The sequence below is a fragment of the Paraburkholderia monticola genome, from assembly GCF_001580545.1.
Taxonomy (GTDB): domain Bacteria; phylum Pseudomonadota; class Gammaproteobacteria; order Burkholderiales; family Burkholderiaceae; genus Paraburkholderia; species Paraburkholderia monticola.
Map to the genome: position 1 here is coordinate 374,455 of NZ_LRBG01000004.1, position 17,806 is coordinate 392,260.

General features: G+C 64.0%; 14 protein-coding genes and 1 tRNA gene. 11 read left to right on the forward strand and 4 right to left on the reverse strand.

Going from position 1 to position 17,806, the window contains the following annotated elements; all coding sequences use genetic code 11:
• Positions 1–365 precede the first annotated feature (365 nt).
• Positions 366–2,222, forward strand: a complete 1,857-nt coding sequence (locus CI15_RS06575) for a phosphoenolpyruvate carboxykinase (GTP) (RefSeq protein ID WP_062125395.1) — start codon at positions 366–368, stop codon at positions 2,220–2,222.
• Positions 2,223–2,270: 48 nt separating this feature from the next.
• On the opposite strand, the gene CI15_RS36395 is transcribed toward CI15_RS06575, so the two are convergent.
• Positions 2,271–2,525 carry a hypothetical protein gene (locus tag CI15_RS36395; RefSeq protein WP_153041064.1) on the reverse strand — a complete coding sequence of 85 codons (255 nt, stop codon included), beginning with the start codon at positions 2,523–2,525 and terminating at the stop codon, positions 2,271–2,273.
• A gap of 39 nt (positions 2,526–2,564) precedes the next feature.
• Here CI15_RS36395 and CI15_RS06580 point away from each other — a divergent pair, with 39 nt between their 5' ends.
• Positions 2,565–3,671: a LysR family transcriptional regulator gene (locus CI15_RS06580; RefSeq protein WP_062125397.1), complete on the forward strand. Its 1,107-nt coding sequence runs from the start codon at positions 2,565–2,567 to the stop codon at positions 3,669–3,671.
• Positions 3,672–3,856: 185 nt separating this feature from the next.
• Here the strand turns inward: CI15_RS06580 and CI15_RS06585 are convergent, their stop codons facing one another.
• The 3 genes from CI15_RS06585 to dprA form a co-directional block, all read right to left on the reverse strand.
• Positions 3,857–6,526, reverse strand: coding sequence for a DNA topoisomerase III (locus CI15_RS06585; protein ID WP_062125399.1), 2,670 nt, complete (start codon positions 6,524–6,526; stop codon positions 3,857–3,859).
• A gap of 287 nt (positions 6,527–6,813) precedes the next feature.
• A complete protein-coding gene (locus CI15_RS06590; protein ID WP_062125401.1) occupies positions 6,814–7,191 on the reverse strand; it encodes a thioredoxin family protein in 378 nt (125 codons plus the stop codon).
• Between the two features lie 101 nt (positions 7,192–7,292).
• Complete coding sequence (gene dprA, locus CI15_RS06595) at positions 7,293–8,522, reverse strand: DNA-processing protein DprA (RefSeq protein ID WP_062125403.1); 1,230 nt, start codon at positions 8,520–8,522, stop codon at positions 7,293–7,295.
• 263 nt (positions 8,523–8,785) lie between these two features.
• On the opposite strand from dprA, the gene def reads away from it, so the two are divergent.
• The 9 genes from def (at position 8,786) to CI15_RS06640 (ending at position 17,543) form a co-directional block, all read left to right on the forward strand.
• Positions 8,786–9,289: a peptide deformylase gene (def, locus tag CI15_RS06600; RefSeq protein ID WP_062126132.1), complete on the forward strand. Its 504-nt coding sequence runs from the start codon at positions 8,786–8,788 to the stop codon at positions 9,287–9,289.
• Between the two features lie 29 nt (positions 9,290–9,318).
• Positions 9,319–10,314, forward strand: coding sequence for a methionyl-tRNA formyltransferase (fmt, locus tag CI15_RS06605; protein ID WP_062125405.1), 996 nt, complete (start codon positions 9,319–9,321; stop codon positions 10,312–10,314).
• 115 nt (positions 10,315–10,429) lie between these two features.
• Positions 10,430–11,071, forward strand: coding sequence for a LysE family translocator (locus tag CI15_RS06610; RefSeq protein WP_062125407.1), 642 nt, complete (start codon positions 10,430–10,432; stop codon positions 11,069–11,071).
• Positions 11,072–11,176: 105 nt separating this feature from the next.
• Entirely contained in the window at positions 11,177–12,034 is an 858-nt protein-coding gene (htpX, locus tag CI15_RS06615; RefSeq protein WP_062125409.1) for a zinc metalloprotease HtpX, read from the forward strand.
• A gap of 197 nt (positions 12,035–12,231) precedes the next feature.
• Positions 12,232–13,671 (forward strand): 16S rRNA (cytosine(967)-C(5))-methyltransferase RsmB, encoded by a 1,440-nt coding sequence (rsmB, locus tag CI15_RS06620; protein WP_062125411.1) that lies wholly within the window; start codon positions 12,232–12,234, stop codon positions 13,669–13,671.
• On the forward strand, positions 13,668–14,267 hold the full coding sequence (locus CI15_RS06625) for a DUF4390 domain-containing protein (RefSeq protein ID WP_062125413.1): 600 nt from the start codon (positions 13,668–13,670) through the stop codon (positions 14,265–14,267). Before rsmB ends, CI15_RS06625 begins: the two co-directional genes overlap by 4 nt.
• The gene (locus CI15_RS06630; protein ID WP_062125416.1) at positions 14,257–16,683 is read left to right on the forward strand and encodes a sensor histidine kinase; all 2,427 of its coding nucleotides are present in this window, start codon (positions 14,257–14,259) and stop codon (positions 16,681–16,683) included. Before CI15_RS06625 ends, CI15_RS06630 begins: the two co-directional genes overlap by 11 nt.
• On the forward strand, positions 16,684–17,373 hold the full coding sequence (esaR, locus tag CI15_RS06635) for a response regulator transcription factor EsaR (protein ID WP_062125418.1): 690 nt from the start codon (positions 16,684–16,686) through the stop codon (positions 17,371–17,373).
• Between the two features lie 94 nt (positions 17,374–17,467).
• Positions 17,468–17,543: transfer RNA gene (locus tag CI15_RS06640), tRNA-Phe, on the forward strand.
• Positions 17,544–17,806: the final 263 nt, after the last annotated feature.

Here is a 17,806-nt window from a genome sequence, read left to right on the forward strand (position 1 = left end):
ACCTCGGTGGTGCGAACGGAATGTTATGCTGACTGTCCCAGCATGTGACTTAGGTCACACGTTGGTCTGGCTGGATGCCCTACCGTAGAAGCTGTCGCACGAAAAAGAACGGCAGCGCTGCGTGAAGGCGAATTGAGAACGTTTTTAGCAGTTTGTTGCGTGTTGAGGCAAGTCGCTTTACACAAGGTTGCAGAAGCCTTGGTGGGAGCGGGCCTCCGCCTGGCAAGCTGTGTGGCCCAGGATGATCTGCGCAATCTTACGTCGGCGGTCGAATCGACACGTCGGCGTGATGAATTTAATGCCTCTCGCATGCAGCGTCCCAGGGCTTGTACCGTTTTTCTATTGCTTCAAACGGAGACAAGTCGATGAATCATCCCTCGTTCGAAGGGCAGCCCACTATCGAGGCGCCCACATGGGTCAAACACCGAAAGCTGATCGACTGGGTCCAGCGCATCGCCGCGCTGACCAAGCCTGAAAAAGTGGTCTGGTGTGACGGTTCACAGGAAGAATATGACCGCCTGTGCGCCCAGATGGTCGAAGCCGGTACCCTGAAAAAGCTCAACCCCGCCAAGCGTCCCAATTCCTATCTTGCCTGGTCCGATCCGTCCGACGTCGCGCGCGTCGAGGATCGCACCTTCATCTGCTCGCAGCGCGCCGAGGACGCCGGCCCCACCAACAACTGGATCGCGCCGGCCGAAATGCGCTCGACGCTCGACGGCCTGTTCGACGGCGCGATGCGCGGCCGCACTATGTACGTGGTGCCGTTCTCGATGGGCCCGCTCGGCTCGCCGATCGCGCACATCGGCGTCGAGCTCAGCGACAGCCCGTACGTCGCGACCAACATGCGCATCATGACGCGAATGGGCCGCAAGGTGTACGACGTGCTCGGCGAGGACGGCGAGTTCGTGCCGTGCGTGCATTCGGTCGGCGCGCCGCTCGCGGCAGGCGAGCAGGACGTGTCGTGGCCCTGCAACAAGACCAAGTACATCGTCCATTTCCCCGAATCGCGCGAAATCTGGAGCTTCGGCTCGGGCTACGGCGGCAACGCGCTGCTCGGCAAGAAGTGCTTCGCGCTGCGTATCGCGTCGACGATGGGCCGCGACGAGGGCTGGCTCGCCGAACACATGCTGATTCTGGGCGTGACTTCACCGCAAGGACGCAAGCATCACGTGGCGGCTGCGTTCCCGTCGGCGTGCGGCAAGACCAACTTTGCGATGCTGATCCCGCCGGCAGGCCTGAACGGCTGGAAAATCTCGACGATCGGCGATGACATCGCCTGGATCAAGCCGGGCAAGGACGGCCGCCTGTACGCGATCAATCCGGAAGCCGGCTACTTCGGCGTCGCGCCGGGCACGAGCGAAAAGACTAACTACAACGCGCTCGCCACGCTGAAGGAAAACGTGATCTTCACGAACGTCGCGCTGACCGACGACGGCGACGTCTGGTGGGAAGGCATGACCGACGAGCCGCCGGCACACTTGATCGACTGGCAGGGCAAGGACTGGACGCCTGCCGAGGCAAAGGAAAGCGGCCGCAAGGCGGCGCATCCGAATGCGCGCTTCACGGCGCCGGCTTCGCAGTGCCCGTCGATCGACGCAGACTGGGAAAACCCGGCCGGTGTCGCAATCGATGCTTTCATCTTCGGCGGTCGCCGCTCGAGCACCGTGCCGCTCGTGACCGAGGCGCGCAACTGGGTCGAGGGCGTCTACATGGCGGCGACGATGGGCTCCGAAACCACCGCCGCGGCTGCTGGCCAGCAGGGCGTCGTGCGCCGCGATCCGTTCGCGATGCTGCCGTTCTGCGGCTACAACATGAGCGACTATTTCAGCCACTGGCTGAAAACCGGCGAGCGTCTGCAACAGTTGAGCGCGCAGCTGCCGAAAATCTTCTGCGTGAACTGGTTCCGCAAGAGCACGGACGGCAAGTTCGTGTGGCCGGGCTTCGGCGAGAACATGCGCGTGCTGAGCTGGATGGTCGGTCGCATCGAGGGCACGGCGCGGGGCGAGGAGCATGCGTTCGGCATTTCGCCGCACTACGAGGACATCGACTGGAGCGGTCTGAACTTCAGCCGTGAGCAGTTCGAGCAAGTCATTTCCGTCGACGAAGCGGCATGGCGCGACGAACTGGTGCTCCATGCGGAGCTGTTTGACACACTGCAACACGGGTTGCCGCCGGCACTGACCGAGGCAAAGCGTGCGCTCGAGGAGAAGCTCACAGCCTGACCATGTGAGTGCTCACTCACCACGAAAGCCGCCCTCGGGCGGCTTTTTCTATGGGCCGACTGGTTTATCTGGATGTTTTCCGATCCCGCGATGCTTGGATGACCGTTGCGTCTGTTCAAAGAAAAAAGACAGAGCAAGCTGCAGCGCAGCAGATTGTTCTATTTTTGGGAATAATCGGTGGTCAGGCCCCGCTTCTATCGACACAGTCATTCCAAAATTGACAATATTTCCCATTTCGGAGGCAACTTCTGCACGATATTGCGAGTCGTAGGAGAATTCCAAGTTCGCTTCACTGGTTTTCACCAATTGTCAGGAAGCAGTAACAAGGCAGGGAGTTGTCCTATGGATCATTTGCAGTCGATGCGAGTTTTCGTCAAGGTGGCGGATCTCGGCAGTTTTGCCCGCGCCGCGAGCGCGATGGATATTTCCAACGCGGTCGCCACCCGTCACGTTGCCGACCTCGAAGGTCGTCTTGGTACGCGGCTGCTCAATCGCACAACCCGCAGCTTGTCGCTGACCGAGTCCGGTCAGGTCTATCTCGAACGCGCCCGTCAGATTCTCGACGAACTGGAAGACGTCGAACAGATGGTGGTCGCTCGCAATCACGAACCCGTCGGCACGCTGCGCATCGTCGCGCCCGTCGTGTTCGGGCTACATAACCTCGCTCCCGTGTTGCAGACGTACGCGGAGCGCTATCCGAAAGTCATTCCGGACGTCACGCTGGTCGATCGTCAGGTCGATCTCGTCGAGGAAGGCTTCGACGTCGGCGTCGTGATCGCGCGGCAAATGCGCAGCGCGAGCATCGTCACACGGCGGCTGACCACCGGCTGCATGACCGTCTGCGCGACGCCGGCGTATCTGGAAAAGCATGGCACACCGACGCGTCCCGAGCATCTGCTCGAACATCCGTGCCTGAGCCTGCCGTCCGAATACTGGGGCGACGAGCGCGTGTTCACCGGGCCGGAAGGCGAGGTGCGCGTGCGGCCGTCGAACGTAATCGTCGCGAACAACACGGAAATGTTGCGGCAGTTTGCGCTGCTCGGCATGGGCATCGCGATTCTGCCGAGCTATCTGATCGGGCGCGACATGACGCGCGGTCGGCTCGTACGCCTGCTCGGCGATTACCGGCTGCCGCAGGTGGAGATCAACATCGCCTACCCGAGCCGCCGTCACCTGCCGGCCAAGGTGCGCACGTTCATCGACCATCTGGTCGAGCACTTCAACCAGACGCCGAACAGCGTGCTCGGCGAGCAGTGGATCAAGGATGGTCTCGAGCGGCCGGCAACGTCGGCTGCATTCGAGTCCGCCGAGTCGCGCGCGCCGGAAGCGTTCGATGGCGCCGAGCCGCTGTCGCGTCTGCTCGATAGCGAGCTGGCGCCGGCCGTGCCGAAGCCCTTGGCGAAGTCGCCCAATCGCAGCACACGGCCGACGGCGTTGTCGCCACTGTAATTCTCCGACGCATGCCGAAGCCCGCAGCCATGCGGGCGAGCAATAAAAAGGCGCAGTCACCAAAAGTGACTGCGCCTTTTTTCATGGGCAACGGTGGATGAAGCCGCAGGCGGTGCACGGATCACCGATCGGCGGTTATCCAGCGACGCCCGACAACAACGCAAACCGCCGATCCGAACTCCGCCTTACGAGCCGGTTTTCCGCGCCGCGGTTTTCTTCGCGGGGACCTTCTTGGCCGCAGCGGACTTTGCGGCGGGTGCCTTTTTCGCCGCCACCTTCTTTTCCGCCGGCTCGGCCTTCACGGCCACCGCGGTATCCCCTTCGTCCGCTTCCGGCATTGCTTTCGCCGCCGAGCGAGCGGCCGAAGTCTTCGCCGCCGCGGTTTTCGCCGCCGCCGGCTCCTTCTTCTCGAATTCGAAGCCGATCTTGCCGTCGTTCTGCTTGACGAGGAACGCCTTGAAGTTGCGGCCCGTTCGGGATGACTTGAAGTTCGTCAGCAGATCGGTGCGCCCTTCCTCGAGCAGCTTGGCCATCTGCTCGCGAGCGATTTCCTGCTGCAGGATGACCTTGCCGGAGCGGAAGTCGCACGACTTCGGATTGGCGACCGAGTTCTCGCAGACGTAACTCATGCCGTGCTCGAACACGCGGCCCTGACACTTCGGACACGCGCCGACCGGCTGCTGATCGGAGAAATCGGGCGGTTCGCCATCTTCGCCGGCCGCATCCTGGCCGAAGTCGAACTCGAGCTTGTAGTTCTTGATCTCGTCGTCGAGCGTCAGCTTGAGGATCGCCGAGAACGGCCGACCCATCTTGCTGCGGAAACCCGACAGCGGACCGATCGTCTTGTTCTGCAGCAGGTCCTCGACTTCGGGGATCTCGAACTGACGGCCACCCGGAATCTTCGAGATCGAGAACTCGCACTTCGAGCACGCGAAACGCCGGTAGTTTTCCTTCACCTGGCCACCGCAATTCGGGCAAGGTGTCTGCAACGTCGCGTAATCGCCCGGGATCGTGTCGGAATCGTATTCCTTCGCCCGCTTGACGATGGTCTGCGTCATACGCGCGATTTCCTGCATGAACGCGTCGCGGGGCAAGTTGCCGCGTTCCATCTGCGACAGCTTGTATTCCCACTCGCCGGTCAGTTCCGGCGCGGTCAGCTCTTTCACGCCGAGGCCCCGCAACAGCGTCATCAGCTGGAACGCCTTGGCGGCCGGAATCAGATCGCGGCCTTCGCGGATCAGGTACTTTTCGGAAAGCAGGCCTTCGATGATCGCCGCACGCGTCGCCGGCGTACCGAGACCCTTGGCCGCCATCGCTTCGCGCAACTCGTCGTCTTCGACCAGCTTGCCCGCGCCTTCCATCGCCGACAGCAGCGTCGCTTCGTTGTAGCGCGCAGGCGGCTTCGTGACCAGTTGCTGCGCGGCGATCTTGTCGGTCTTGACCTTCTCGTCCTTCTGCACCGGCACGAGGTTCGCGTCGTCGCCGCTGATTTCGCGGCCGTAGATCTGCAGCCAGCCCGGCTCGACGAGCACCTTGCCCTCGGTCTTGAAGTGATGGCCCACCACCTCAGTGATACGCGTCGTTACGCGGGATTCGGCGGCCGGGAAGAAGACGGCGAGGAAGCGCTTCACGACGAGGTCGTAAAGCTTCTGCTCCGGCTCGGACAGATTCTTCGGCGCTTGCAGCGTCGGGATGATGGCGAAGTGGTCGCTGATCTTCGAGTTGTCGAAGATGCGCTTGTTCGGCTTCACCCAGCCCTTGTCGAGCACCTGTTTCGCGAACGGCAGATAGTTGTTGCTCTCCTTGAGCATGCCGAGCGTCTGCTTGACCGTATCCAGATAGTCTTCCGGCAGCGCGCGCGCGTCGGTTCGCGGATAGGTCAGCACCTTGTGCTTTTCGTACAACGCCTGAGCGAGGCCCAGCGTGTTCTTCGCCGAAAAGCCGAAGCGGCCGTTGGCTTCACGCTGCAGGCTGGTCAGGTCGAAGAGGGCGGGCGACAGCTGCGTCGACGGTTTCGACTCCTCGGTCACCGTGCCCAGCTGGCCGCGGCAGGCCGCGACGATCGTCTCAGCCGTCGGCAGCGACCAGAGGCGCGAATCGCGCTTTTCGGGATCGAACTCGTCGCGCTTGAACTTCGGGTCGAACCAGCGGCCTTCGTAGAAGCCGCCCGCACAGACGAACTCGGCCTTCACTTCCCAGTAATCGCGCGGCACGAAGCGTCGAATCTTCTCTTCGCGCTCGACCACGATCGACAGCGTCGGCGTCTGCACCCGCCCGACCGTGGTCAGGAAGAAGCCGCCGCCCTTGCTGTTGAATGCGGTCATCGCGCGCGTGCCGTTGATGCCGACCAGCCAGTCCGCTTCCGAGCGGCAGCGCGCCGCGTCGGCGAGCGGCTGCATCTCTTCGTCGCTGCGCAGACGCGCGAAACCGTCGCGGATCGAACCGGCCGTCATCGACTGCAGCCACAGCCGTTGCACCGGCTGTTTCGCTTTCGCGTGCTGGGCGATCAGGCGGAAAATCAGCTCGCCCTCGCGCCCCGCGTCGCATGCGTTGATCAGGCGGTCGATGTCCTTGCGCTTCATCAGCTTGGTCAGCACCTTCAGGCGCGACTCGCTCTTGGCGATCGGATTCAGATCGAAATGCGGAGGAATGACGGGCAGATTGGCAAAGCTCCACTTGCCGCGCTTGACTTCGTATTCGTCGGGCGCCGCAATTTCCAGCAGGTGGCCTACTGCCGACGAAAGGACGTAGTCGTCGCTTTCGTAATACTCGTCATGCTTGGTAAAGCCGCCCAAAGCGCGCGCGATATCGTTCGCGACAGAAGGCTTTTCGGCGATGATCAGTGCTTTGGACATGACTCGATGTGAGGTTGGTGGATCCGGGTTGGTGGCCTTGAGCGCCAAGATGGCGCGTGATGCTCGCTTGAGACCTTTTTCGACCCAATAACGACCGCTTTATAGCACACGGCGCGAACCCGGCGTGTCATGTGCCATAAATGCGCGCCATCATAATTGCGCGTCTGGCGGTTGAGCAACTGCGGCAAACGCCGCGTGCGGGCGGCAGTTCTGTTCCAAAAATGGCCGACGACGGGCCATGTCGCAAGGCGCGCACCGCGCACCTCGTCGGGCGGCGCGTGCGGCCTTCAGGCGACCGCCAGTGCCGGCCGCAGCTTCGGCGCGCCGTGCATGCCGGGCAGCGCGGTCAGATCCGACAGCATCCGCTCGACGATCGACACCTGTGGCAAAACCGTACCGAAGAATCGTGTCGTCACCGAGTCTTCGATCAGGACGGTCGGGAAATTTTCGACGTCCAGGTCGTCGAAGCGATCCGCATGGGTTTCGATGTCGATCCATGCGAAACAGACTTCCGGGTGCCGCTCGGCAAGCTGGTTGAAAGCCTCCCGGTACTCGCGACAGGTGCCGCACCACTCCGCGCACAGGCAGGCCACGAACAGTGTGTCGGGTTCGTTGACGCGCTCGGCGATCCGGTCCTGGCCGGTGTCGAGGTTCAGCGCGGGCATGAAGTGGTTTCCTTGTGTACTTTGTCGGGTGCTTTGGCGCGAATGTAGCATGGCCAAACGCGAAGAGTGGCCAATCTGCGTTGATGCCGATCAGTTCTGGCTCACTCATGATGGGCTCGGATGAAGCGGCCGCCGGGCAGCAGGGTGACCTCGCCGGCGAGTTCGAGCCGCAGCAGAGTGGCGTGCAGGGCGGCGTCTTCCATCTCGGTGCGGGCGGCGAGAATTTCAAGCGTCGTCGGCGCATGACCGAGCGCGGCGAGCAGGCGCTGGGCGTCTGGCTCGAGCATCGGCTGGGGGCACGGTCCAGACGGTGGAGGGATCGCGAAGGCGGCAGCGGTAGCTTGCGAAACCTGTCCACCCGACGAAACGCCCAGTTCCGTGCTGTCCAGCGGCGCGGCCCGCTTCGGTGTTCGTCCCCCGTTGCTCACAGGCCGACGGGCCAAACCGAGTTCCTCGAGCACTTCATCGGGGGTTTCCACGAGGCGCGCCCCCTGCTTGATCATCCGATGACAGCCGCGCGACAACGGCGCGTGAATCGATCCGGGCAACGCGAACACGTCGCGCCCCATCTCGTTGGCGAGCCGCGCCGTAATCAGCGAGCCGGAGCGCATGGCCGCCTCGACGATCACGACCGCGCTGACCAGCCCGGCGATCAGCCGGTTGCGCTGCGGGAAATTGGCGGCGCGCGCCGGCGTGCCGAGCGGCCACTCCGACATGATCGCGCCCTGTGCCGTGATTTGCCGCGCGAGCGTATGATGCGCGGCCGGATACACGAGATCCGCGCCGGTGCCGATTACCGCGACTGTCCCGCCGACGCCTTCGAGCCCGCCTCGATGCGCGGCGGCGTCGATGCCCAGCGCAAGCCCTGACACCACTGTCACACCCGCCGCCGATAGCTCGCGCGCGAACCGCCGCGCATCCTCGACGCCCTGCGGCGTTGCGCTGCGACTACCGACCAGCGCGACCGCGCGGGTATGCAGCAGATCGAGCCGGCCCTTTATATATAGCAACGGTGGCGGATCGGGCATGGTCAGCAGCGCGGGCGGGTAGGCGGGGTCGTCGAGCGTGACGATCTGATTGCCGGGATCCTCGCGCCACGCGAGCACCGCATCGAGCTGGGTGTCGAAGGCCGGACCCGGCGGTGTCAACACCGCGCGCGCCGCGGTCTCGCCGGCGACCTCGGCCAGCACCTCATGCGACTGCGCGACGATCGCTTCCGGTAGCCCGAAGGCGCCCAGCAACAGGCGCAACGCCGCGGGTCTGAGGCCCGGCGCAAACGACAACCGCAACCAGGCGGCCAGTTCGATACGGGTTGCGGGCAAGGTCTGCATGTGGGTCGCTCCTCTGGCGGGGCCTGCGGGCAGGCGGGCGCCATGCTAGAATTTTCATCATCCGAAATAAGCCGCGATAAAGCACGAATAACCGCGGCCCCGCGCTTACGGGCGCGGGTTCGTCGTCGGGCGCACGAGGCGCGTTGAATGGAACCGTTTCGACACCATCTATCCTCTGCGTATTACGACGGGCTCACAACCTGGCCGAATGGCCAACGCGAGCCTTCCAACGGTTGGCGGCGTCTGAAATCACACTCAAAATCATGGCTTTACTGAACATCCTCAATTACCCGGACAAACGGCTGCACAAGGTGGCGAAGCCGGTCGCAGAGGTCAACGACCGTATCCGTCGGCTCGTCGCGGACATGGCCGAAACGATGTACGGGGCCCCTGGCGTTGGCCTTGCGGCCACCCAGGTGGACGTGCATGAGCGCGTGATCGTGATCGACGTGTCCGAAACGCACGACGAACTGCTCGCGTTCATCAACCCGGAAATCGTCTGGTCGAGCGACGAGCGGAAGTTGTCCGAAGAGGGCTGCCTGTCGGTGCCCGGGATCTACGACAACGTCGAACGCGCCGAGAAAGTGCGCGTGCGCGCGCTCAACGAGAAGGGCGAAACGTTCGAGATCGATTGCGAGGGTCTCCTCGCCGTGTGCATCCAGCACGAGATGGATCACCTGATGGGCCGCGTGTTCGTCGAATATCTGTCGCCGCTTAAGCAAACGCGCATCAAGAGCAAGATGAAGAAGCTCGCTCACGCGATGTAACGCGCGTTCAACTTGCCCACCGCCCATTCATGAGTCATTCGTTGCGCGTCATCTTCGCCGGTACGCCGGAATTCGCCGCGGCCGCGCTGGCCGCGATTCATCGCGCCGGGTTCCCGGTGCCGCTCGTGCTGACGCAGCCGGACCGCCCGGCGGGACGTGGCATGAAGCTGCAGGCAAGCCCGGTCAAGCGTTATGCGCAGGAGCACGGGCTCGAAGTTGCGCAGCCCACGTCGTTGCGGCGCGCCGGCAAGTATCCGCAGGAAGCCGCCGACGGAATCGCGCAACTGCGCACGACACCGCACGACGTGATGGTGGTTGCTGCCTACGGGCTGATCCTGCCGCAGGAAGTGCTCGACATTCCGCGCTTTGGCTGCATCAACATTCACGCATCATTGCTGCCGCGCTGGCGCGGCGCGGCGCCGATTCATCGCGCGATCGAGGCGGGCGACGCGCAAACTGGCATCACGCTGATGCAGATGGACGCCGGCCTCGACACCGGCGCGATGATCTCCGAAGTGCGCACCCCCATTTCCGCCGACGACACCACCGCAACGCTGCACGACCGCCTCGCCGAGGCCGGCGCGCAGCTGATCGTCGACGCGCTGATCGAGCTCGAGCGCAGCGGCAAGTTGGCGTCGACCCCACAGCCGGCCGACGGCGTGACCTACGCCGAAAAAATCGCCAAGCACGAAGCGGCGCTCGACTGGCGCCGTCCGGCCGAAGCGCTGGCGCGCCAGGTGCGCGCGTTCGACCCGTTCCCCGGCGGCGCGGGCACGCTCGAAGACGGCAGCATCGTCAAGATCTGGGCCGCCAGCGCCGTAGCCGCGTCGGCCTCGGGCAGCAACAAGGCGCCCGGCACGATCACCGAGGTTTCGCCCGATGGCGTGCTGGTCGCTTGCGGAGAAGGCGTATTGCGCCTGACGCAATTGCAGAAGCCCGGCGGCAAACGCCTGCCGGTGCGCGAATTCCTCGCTGGCTCGCCGCTCGCCGCGGGCCAGCGCTTCCAGCTGCCCGAGGCAGAATAAACGCGCCGCGCACGCCTGAACATCGTCCATTCGGCCGATGTTCTCCACCCCCGCCGCGAGCGCGCCGCGCGTTAGAATCCTCCATGCAGCAGGTCAGGTTTCGAGAGTTCATCACATGTTCGGCATCGTCCATTTCGAGTTTTTCATCGTCGCGGTTTTTCTCCTCAACATCACGCCAGGGCCGGATACCGCGTATATCGTCGGACGCAGCGTCGCCCAGGGGCGCGGTGCGGGGTTGATGTCGGCGCTCGGCATTTCGGCCGGCTGCTGCATCCACTCGCTCGCCTGCGCGTTCGGCCTGACCGCTCTGCTGGCCACCTCGGCCACGGCGTTCACCGTCGTTAAATTTGTTGGTGCCATTTATCTGATGTATCTGGGCGTGCGCCTCATCTTCGCGAAGCCGGCGCCGGATGCGCCCGCCGGCGAAACACGCGGGTCGTCCGCGCCGAAGTCGCTGCGGCAGCTTTTCCTGCAAGGCTTCTGGACCAACGTGCTGAATCCGAAGGTCGTGCTGTTCTTCGTGTCGTTTTTCCCGCAGTTCGTCGCCACCGGTAGCGAGCACAAGACCTTCGCCTTCCTCACGCTCGGCGCGGTCTTCGTGCTGATGAGCATGGTCTGGAACAGCTTCGTCGCCTGGATCGCGGGCAGCGTCACGCAACGTTTCTCGGGCAAACCGGCGGTCAAGCGCTGGCTCGATCGCGGCGTCGGCAGCGCCTTCGTCGGTTTGGGCATCAAACTCGCGACCGCCTCGCGATGATTGAATTTTCCCGCACCGCCCATATCTAACATTTCGCTTACAATCTGGCGCCGCAATCGCGCGGCGCGGAGATGACGGCCACGCTCGGGGCAAGGAGTAGCAGACATGTTTAACTGGGTTAAAACCGCGATGTTGATGGCCGGGATCACGGCCCTTTTCATCGTGATCGGCGGGATGATCGGCGGGTCGCGCGGCATGATGCTCGCGCTGGTGATCGCCCTTGGGATGAATTTCTTCTCGTACTGGTTCTCCGACAAGATGGTCCTGCGCATGTACAACGCGCAGGAAGTCGACGAAAACAGTGCGCCGCAGTTCTATCGGATGGTGCGCGAACTCGCCACCCGCGCGAATCTGCCGATGCCGCGCGTCTATCTGATCAACGAAGACGCGCCGAACGCGTTCGCCACCGGCCGCAATCCGGAGCACGCAGCGGTCGCGGCGACCACCGGCATTCTGCGCGTGCTGTCCGAGCGCGAAATGCGCGGGGTGATGGCGCACGAACTCGCCCACGTGAAGCATCGCGACATTCTGATCTCGACGATTTCGGCGACGATGGCCGGTGCGATTTCCGCATTGGCGAACTTCGCGATGTTCTTCGGCGGCCGCGACGAAAACGGCCGTCCCGCGAATCCGATCGCGAGCATCGCGGTTGCGCTGCTCGCGCCGATTGCCGGCGCGCTGATCCAGATGGCGATTTCGCGTGCACGCGAATTCGAAGCGGACCGTGGCGGCGCGCAGATTTCGGGCGATCCGCAGGCGCTTGCCTCGGCGCTCGACAAGATTCATCGCTATGCGAGCGGCATTCCGTTCCCGACTGCCGAGGCGCATCCGGCCACCGCGCAGATGATGATCATGAATCCGCTGTCGGGCGGCGGTATCGCGAATCTGTTCTCCACGCACCCGGCGACCGAGGAGCGCATCGCGCGCCTGATGGAAATGGCGCGTACCGGGCGCTTCGACTGAGGTGCCGCCTCGCTCGGCGCACCAGAACTCAAATACCGGAAGGCGGGCCCACGAGGCCCGCTTTTTTTCGCACCCTCCGTCGCCACTCGGCGACAGCATCAGCCGCCGCACCCTACGCACGGCGGCGCCCCACCGGCGCCACGCTACAATGTGCGCTGATTGAGCCGCGCACCGTGCGGCTTGCCCTTGCTCCCTTCATGACTTCAAAGCCTTCTTCGCGTTCTGCTTCTTCGTCGGCGCGCACGCGCGAATCCCGTTTGTCGGCGCTGCATCTGTCGCCCGAATCGCTCGGGTTCGTGCTCGACTGCGCGGCCCAGGCCGTCGGCGCCGTGCGTCTCGGCGCGGCTTTGCCCGCGGCCCTGCAAAGCGTCTTCGTGGCGGTGCCCGAGGGTAACGCCGCGGCGGCGCGCGGCGCGGTGCAGGACGTCGCGTATCGCACGATGCGGCGTCTCGCGACCGCCGAGTGGCTGATCGCGAGGCTCGTGAAGAAAGCGCCCGCGCCGCACGTCGCGCATGTGCTCGCGTGCGCGCTGGCGCTGCTCGTCGAGGACGAAACGAACGCCGCCTACACGCCGTTTACGGTCGTAGACCAGGCGGTCAAGGCGATCGGCGCGCGCCGCGAGTTCGCGTTCGCCAAGGGGCTCGTCAACGCGGTGCTGCGCAACTTCCTGCGCGAGCGCGACGTGTTGCTCGCCGCCGTGCAAGCCGACGAGGTGGCGCGCTGGAACTATCCGGGCTGGTGGATCGACGCGGTCAAGCGCGCGTGGCCCGAGGCGTGGCAATCGGTGCTGGCCGCCGGCAACACACAAGGTCCGTTGACGTTGCGCGTGAACGCGCGCCATTCGACGGTCGACGCCTATCTGCAAGTGCTGCAACGCCAGCAGATCGCCGCGAGCAAGGCTGGCGAGCACGCGGTCACGCTCGCTACGCCGATGCCGGTCGAGCGCATTCCGGGCTTCGGCGAGGGTGTCGTGTCGGTGCAGGACGCCGGCGCGCAACTCGCCGCGCAACTGCTCGGCGTGCGCGACGGCATGCGCGTGCTCGACGCGTGCGCGGCCCCCGGTGGCAAGACTGGCCATCTGCTCGAACTCGCCAACATTCAGCTCGTCGCGCTCGAAAGCGATGCCTCGCGCGCGCGCCGCATCGGTGAAAATCTCCGGCGTCTGAAGCTCGACGCGGAAGTGCGCATCGGCGACGCGGGCAACCCCGCGCAATGGCACGACGACCTCGATCAGCCATTCGACCGCATTCTCGCCGATGTGCCGTGCTCGGCGTCGGGCATCGTGCGGCGTCATCCGGATATCCGCTGGCTGCGTCGCCAGTCCGATATCGCCGCGCTCGTCGCCGAACAGCGCCGGATTCTCGACGCGCTGTGGCCGCTCGTAAAACCAGGCGGCGAGTTGCTTTACGTTACGTGTTCGATCTTCCCCGAAGAGGGCGAGTTGCAGGCACAGTGGTTTGGAGACCAGCATCAGGATGCGGTACGATTGGACGCGCCGGGGCAGCTTCTACCCTCAGTTGTCCGCGCGCCCGCCGACCCATCGGCCGGTTCACATGCCGGACAACCCGCTGAACTCAGCGCCGGCACGAACTCAGACCACGACGGATTCTTCTACGCGCGCTTTCAGAAACGGTGACCATCAAACGCTTCTTCCCGCTTCGGCTCGCTGCCGTGCTCTGGATCGCGCTGGCCGTCTGGCTTGCAGCGCCGGGCGCGGCACACGCTGACTCGATCGCGGTGCAGCGGGCGTCGCTGCAGGCCGATAACGGCGGCTGGAGTCTCGACGCGCATTTCGAATTCGAGCTGAACAGCAATCTCGAAGACGCCGTGAACAAAGGCATTCCGCTCTATTTCACGACGGATTTCGAACTGAGCCGGCCGCGCTGGTATTGGTTCGATGAACAGCCGGTCAGCGTGTCGCAAAGCTTGCGGTTGTCGTTCCAGCCGCTCACGCGCGAATACCGCGTCTCGAGCGTACAGTCGGGCGGCCTGCAGCTCGGCTTTTCCACGCTCAAGGATGCGCTCGCGGTCATCAAGCACGTGACGTCGTGGCACGTGATCGACCGCAATCAGGTGCGTGTCGGCGAAACCTATAACGCGTCGGTGCGCATGGCGCTCGATATCGGGCTGATGCCCAAGCCGTTCCAGATCGATGCGGTGAACAACCGCGACTGGAACCTCGCCTCCGACTGGAAGCGCTTCACCTTCACGGCGGCCGATCGTGCTAAATAGAGTCCGCTCATCTCAAACCAGTGTCAGCAGCATCGTCGTGCGCGTGCTGGTGTCGACGGTCGCGGTGACCGCCGTGCTGCTGCTCGTGCTGCTCGCGGCCGCGAGCGCGAACACCGAGTTCTTCGACCGCTATTACCAGTGGCTGTACGCGGCCAACGTCGCGGTCGCGATGATCTTTCTGCTGGTGGTGGTGTCGCTCGTCGTCATCATCATCGTGCGATTACGCAAGGGCAAGTTCGGCACACGGCTACTCGCGAAGCTCGCGTTCTTCATGGCGCTCGTCGGCGTGGTGCCGGGCGGCATCATCTACATCGTGTCGTATCAGTTCGTGTCGCGCAGCATCGAGTCGTGGTTCGACGTGAACGTCGAGACCGCGCTTGCGTCCGGCCTCAATCTCGGGCGCGGCATGCTCGATGCGTCGCTGTCCGATCTGCAGACGAAGGCGCGTTTGATGTCCGAGCAGCTCGCGAGCGCGGATGCCGCTGGCACCACGCTGACGCTGCTGCGTCTGCGTGACCAGTTCGGCGTGCAGGATGCGACGATCGTCGAGCCGACCCGCAGCATGTCGGGCGCGAATCCGGACATGCACGTGGTCGCGCAGGCGTCCGGCAACTACGCGATGCTGCTGCCGAGCGATCTGCCGACTCCGCTGATGATCGAGCAGGCGCGCGGCCACGGCTATGCGGCAATCGAAGGCGAAGTGGACGGCGATCCCAACGCGCACGGCGGCAAGGGCGCGCTGCGTCTGCGCGTCGTGCAGCGGATTCCCGATTCGAACGCGTCGTTGTTGCAGCCGGCCGAGCGCTTCCTGCAACTGACGCAGCCGGTGTCGACGACACTTGCGCGCAACGCCGATGCGGTGCAGCGCGCGTATCGCGAGTATCAGGAGAAAGCGCTCGGGCGCACCGGTCTGCGCAAGATGTACATCGGCACGCTGACGCTGTCGCTGTTTCTCGCGACCTTCATCGCGATGATGCTCGCGCTCGCGCTCGGCAATCAGCTCGCGCGGCCGCTGTTCCTGCTCGCGCAGGGCACGAAGGAAATTACCGAAGGCGACTACACGCCGAAGCGCGAAATCAAGTCGCGCGACGAACTCGGCTTCCTCACGCAGTCGTTCAATGCGATGACGCGGCAGCTCTCGGAAGCGCGCGGGGCGGTCGAGAAAAATCGTATCGCGCTGGAGCATTCGAAGGCGTATCTCGAGAGCATCCTCGCGAACCTGACCGCGGGCGTGTTCGTGTTCGACCGGCAGTTCCGGCTGACCACCGCGAATCGCGGCGCCGAGCGGATTTTCCGTCAACCGTTCCAGACGGCGCTCGGTTCGGCGCTCGATCAGATCGGCGTGCTCGGCGATTTCGGTGCGATGGTGCGCAAGGCTTTCGCCGACCGGGAAGCCGCGAGCGAAGATGGCCATGACGACAACGGTCACTGGCAGCAGCAGTTCTCGGTGCCGGTGTCCGGCGAAACCGAGCCGCTCACGTTGCTCGTGCGCGGCGCGCGTCTCGTCGCGGCGACCGAGCGCGATGTCGAAGACGTGCAGACCTCGGGCTACGTGATCGTGTTCGACGACATCTCCGACGTGATCTCCGCGCAGCGTTCGATCGCATGGGGTGAAGTCGCGCGGCGCCTCGCGCACGAGATCAAGAATCCGCTCACGCCGATTCAACTGTCGGCCGAGCGTTTGCAGATGAAACTCGCCGACAAGCTCGCGCCGTCGGATGCCGACGTGTTGAAGCGTGGCGCGACGACGATCGTCAATCAGGTCGCCGCGATGAAGCAGATGGTCGACAATTTCCGCGACTACGCGCGCACGCCGCCCGCGGTGCTCGCGCATCTTCAGTTGAACGATCTGGTCAGCGAAGTGCTCACGCTGTACGGTATCGAGGAAGGCAAGAGTGCGATCCAGATCGAGCTCGCGTCCTTGCCCGCGATACGCGGCGACGCGACGCAATTGCGTCAGGTGATCCACAACCTGCTGCAGAACGCGCAGGACGCGGTCGCCGAAGTCGCGCATCCGCGTGTTTTGCTCGAGACGAGGACAGTAGAATACGGAGACCCCGACGCGCAAGGCAAGGCACGCGTCGCGGTACGTCTGACCGTGTCGGATAACGGACCAGGCTTTCCCGCGCGTATCCTCACGCGCGCGTTCGAGCCGTACGTGACGACCAAGGCCAAGGGTACGGGTCTGGGACTTGCGATGGTCAAGAAGATCGTCGACGAACATGGCGCGCGCATCGACATTCGCAATCGCATGAAGGCTGGCGACTTGATCGAAGGCGCGCAGATTTCGATCCTCTTCCTTCAACTGGCGGACGATCCCGCGCAGTCGGGTGCACCTGGTTCGGGTGCGCATCCGGCGCACGGCGGTGCGTCGCATGGAACGACAAAAGCAACAGTGCAGACAAGGGCAGCGTAAATGGCAACCATCCTGGTGGTAGATGATGAAATGGGCATCCGGGAATTGCTCTCGGAGATCCTGAGCGACGAGGGTCACGTCGTGGAGGCCGCTGAGAATGCGCAGGAAGCGCGCGAGTTCCGTCTGCGTCAGACGCCGGACCTGGTGTTGCTCGACATCTGGATGCCCGACACCGACGGCGTGACCTTGCTCAAGGAATGGGCCGCGCAAGGTCAACTGACGATGCCCGTCATCATGATGTCGGGCCACGCGACGATCGACACCGCGGTCGAAGCCACCAAAATCGGTGCGCTCAACTTCCTCGAAAAGCCGATCGCGTTGCAGAAGCTGCTGAAGGCGGTCGAGCAGGGACTCGCGCGCGGCAATGCTGCGGCGGTGCCTGGTGGCGTGGCGGCGAAGCCGGCGTTGCCGGTCAGCGCATCGTCGGTTGCATCGGCGGCCGCGTTGCCGATGCTGTCGGCCGATGGCGTCAGCGGCGGCGCGCTCGCCGCGCAAACCGCATCGATCTCGTTCGACATTCCGCTGCGTGACGCGCGCGATGCGTTCGAACGCGCGTACTTCGAGTATCACCTCGCGCGCGAGAACGGCAGCATGACGCGCGTCGCGGAGAAGACGGGTCTCGAGCGCACGCATCTTTATCGCAAGCTGAAGCAACTCGGCGTCGATCTCGGCAAGAACAAGGGAGAGTGAGCGCCACGTGTTGCATGCAAACGCGGCCCGGCAAGATTTTTTATGAAAGGGCTTGCTGAACAGCGGATCGCTTGATATAGTTTCGTTCTTCGTTGGCCCGGTAGCTCAGTTGGTAGAGCAGCGGATTGAAAATCCGCGTGTCGGTGGTTCGATTCCGCCCCAGGCCACCAGGATTTAGCCCCAGGAAATCGCAAGATTCCTGGGGCTTTTCCGTTTGGCGGGCAAGACGTTATTTCGGCTCGCCATGCAGTTCGAGCCGCGCGGGCGGGACGCGGGCGCCGGTGACATTCGGTGTCGCGTGATAAAATCGCGCCAGTTCAAGGACTTGCATGCAGGCGTCGCACGCGGTGGCGCAACGCGCGAATGCGGTGCCGAGCGCATCGCATACCGAAGCACCCAATCCTTCGCCCGACGATCGGCGGTATAAGCGCCC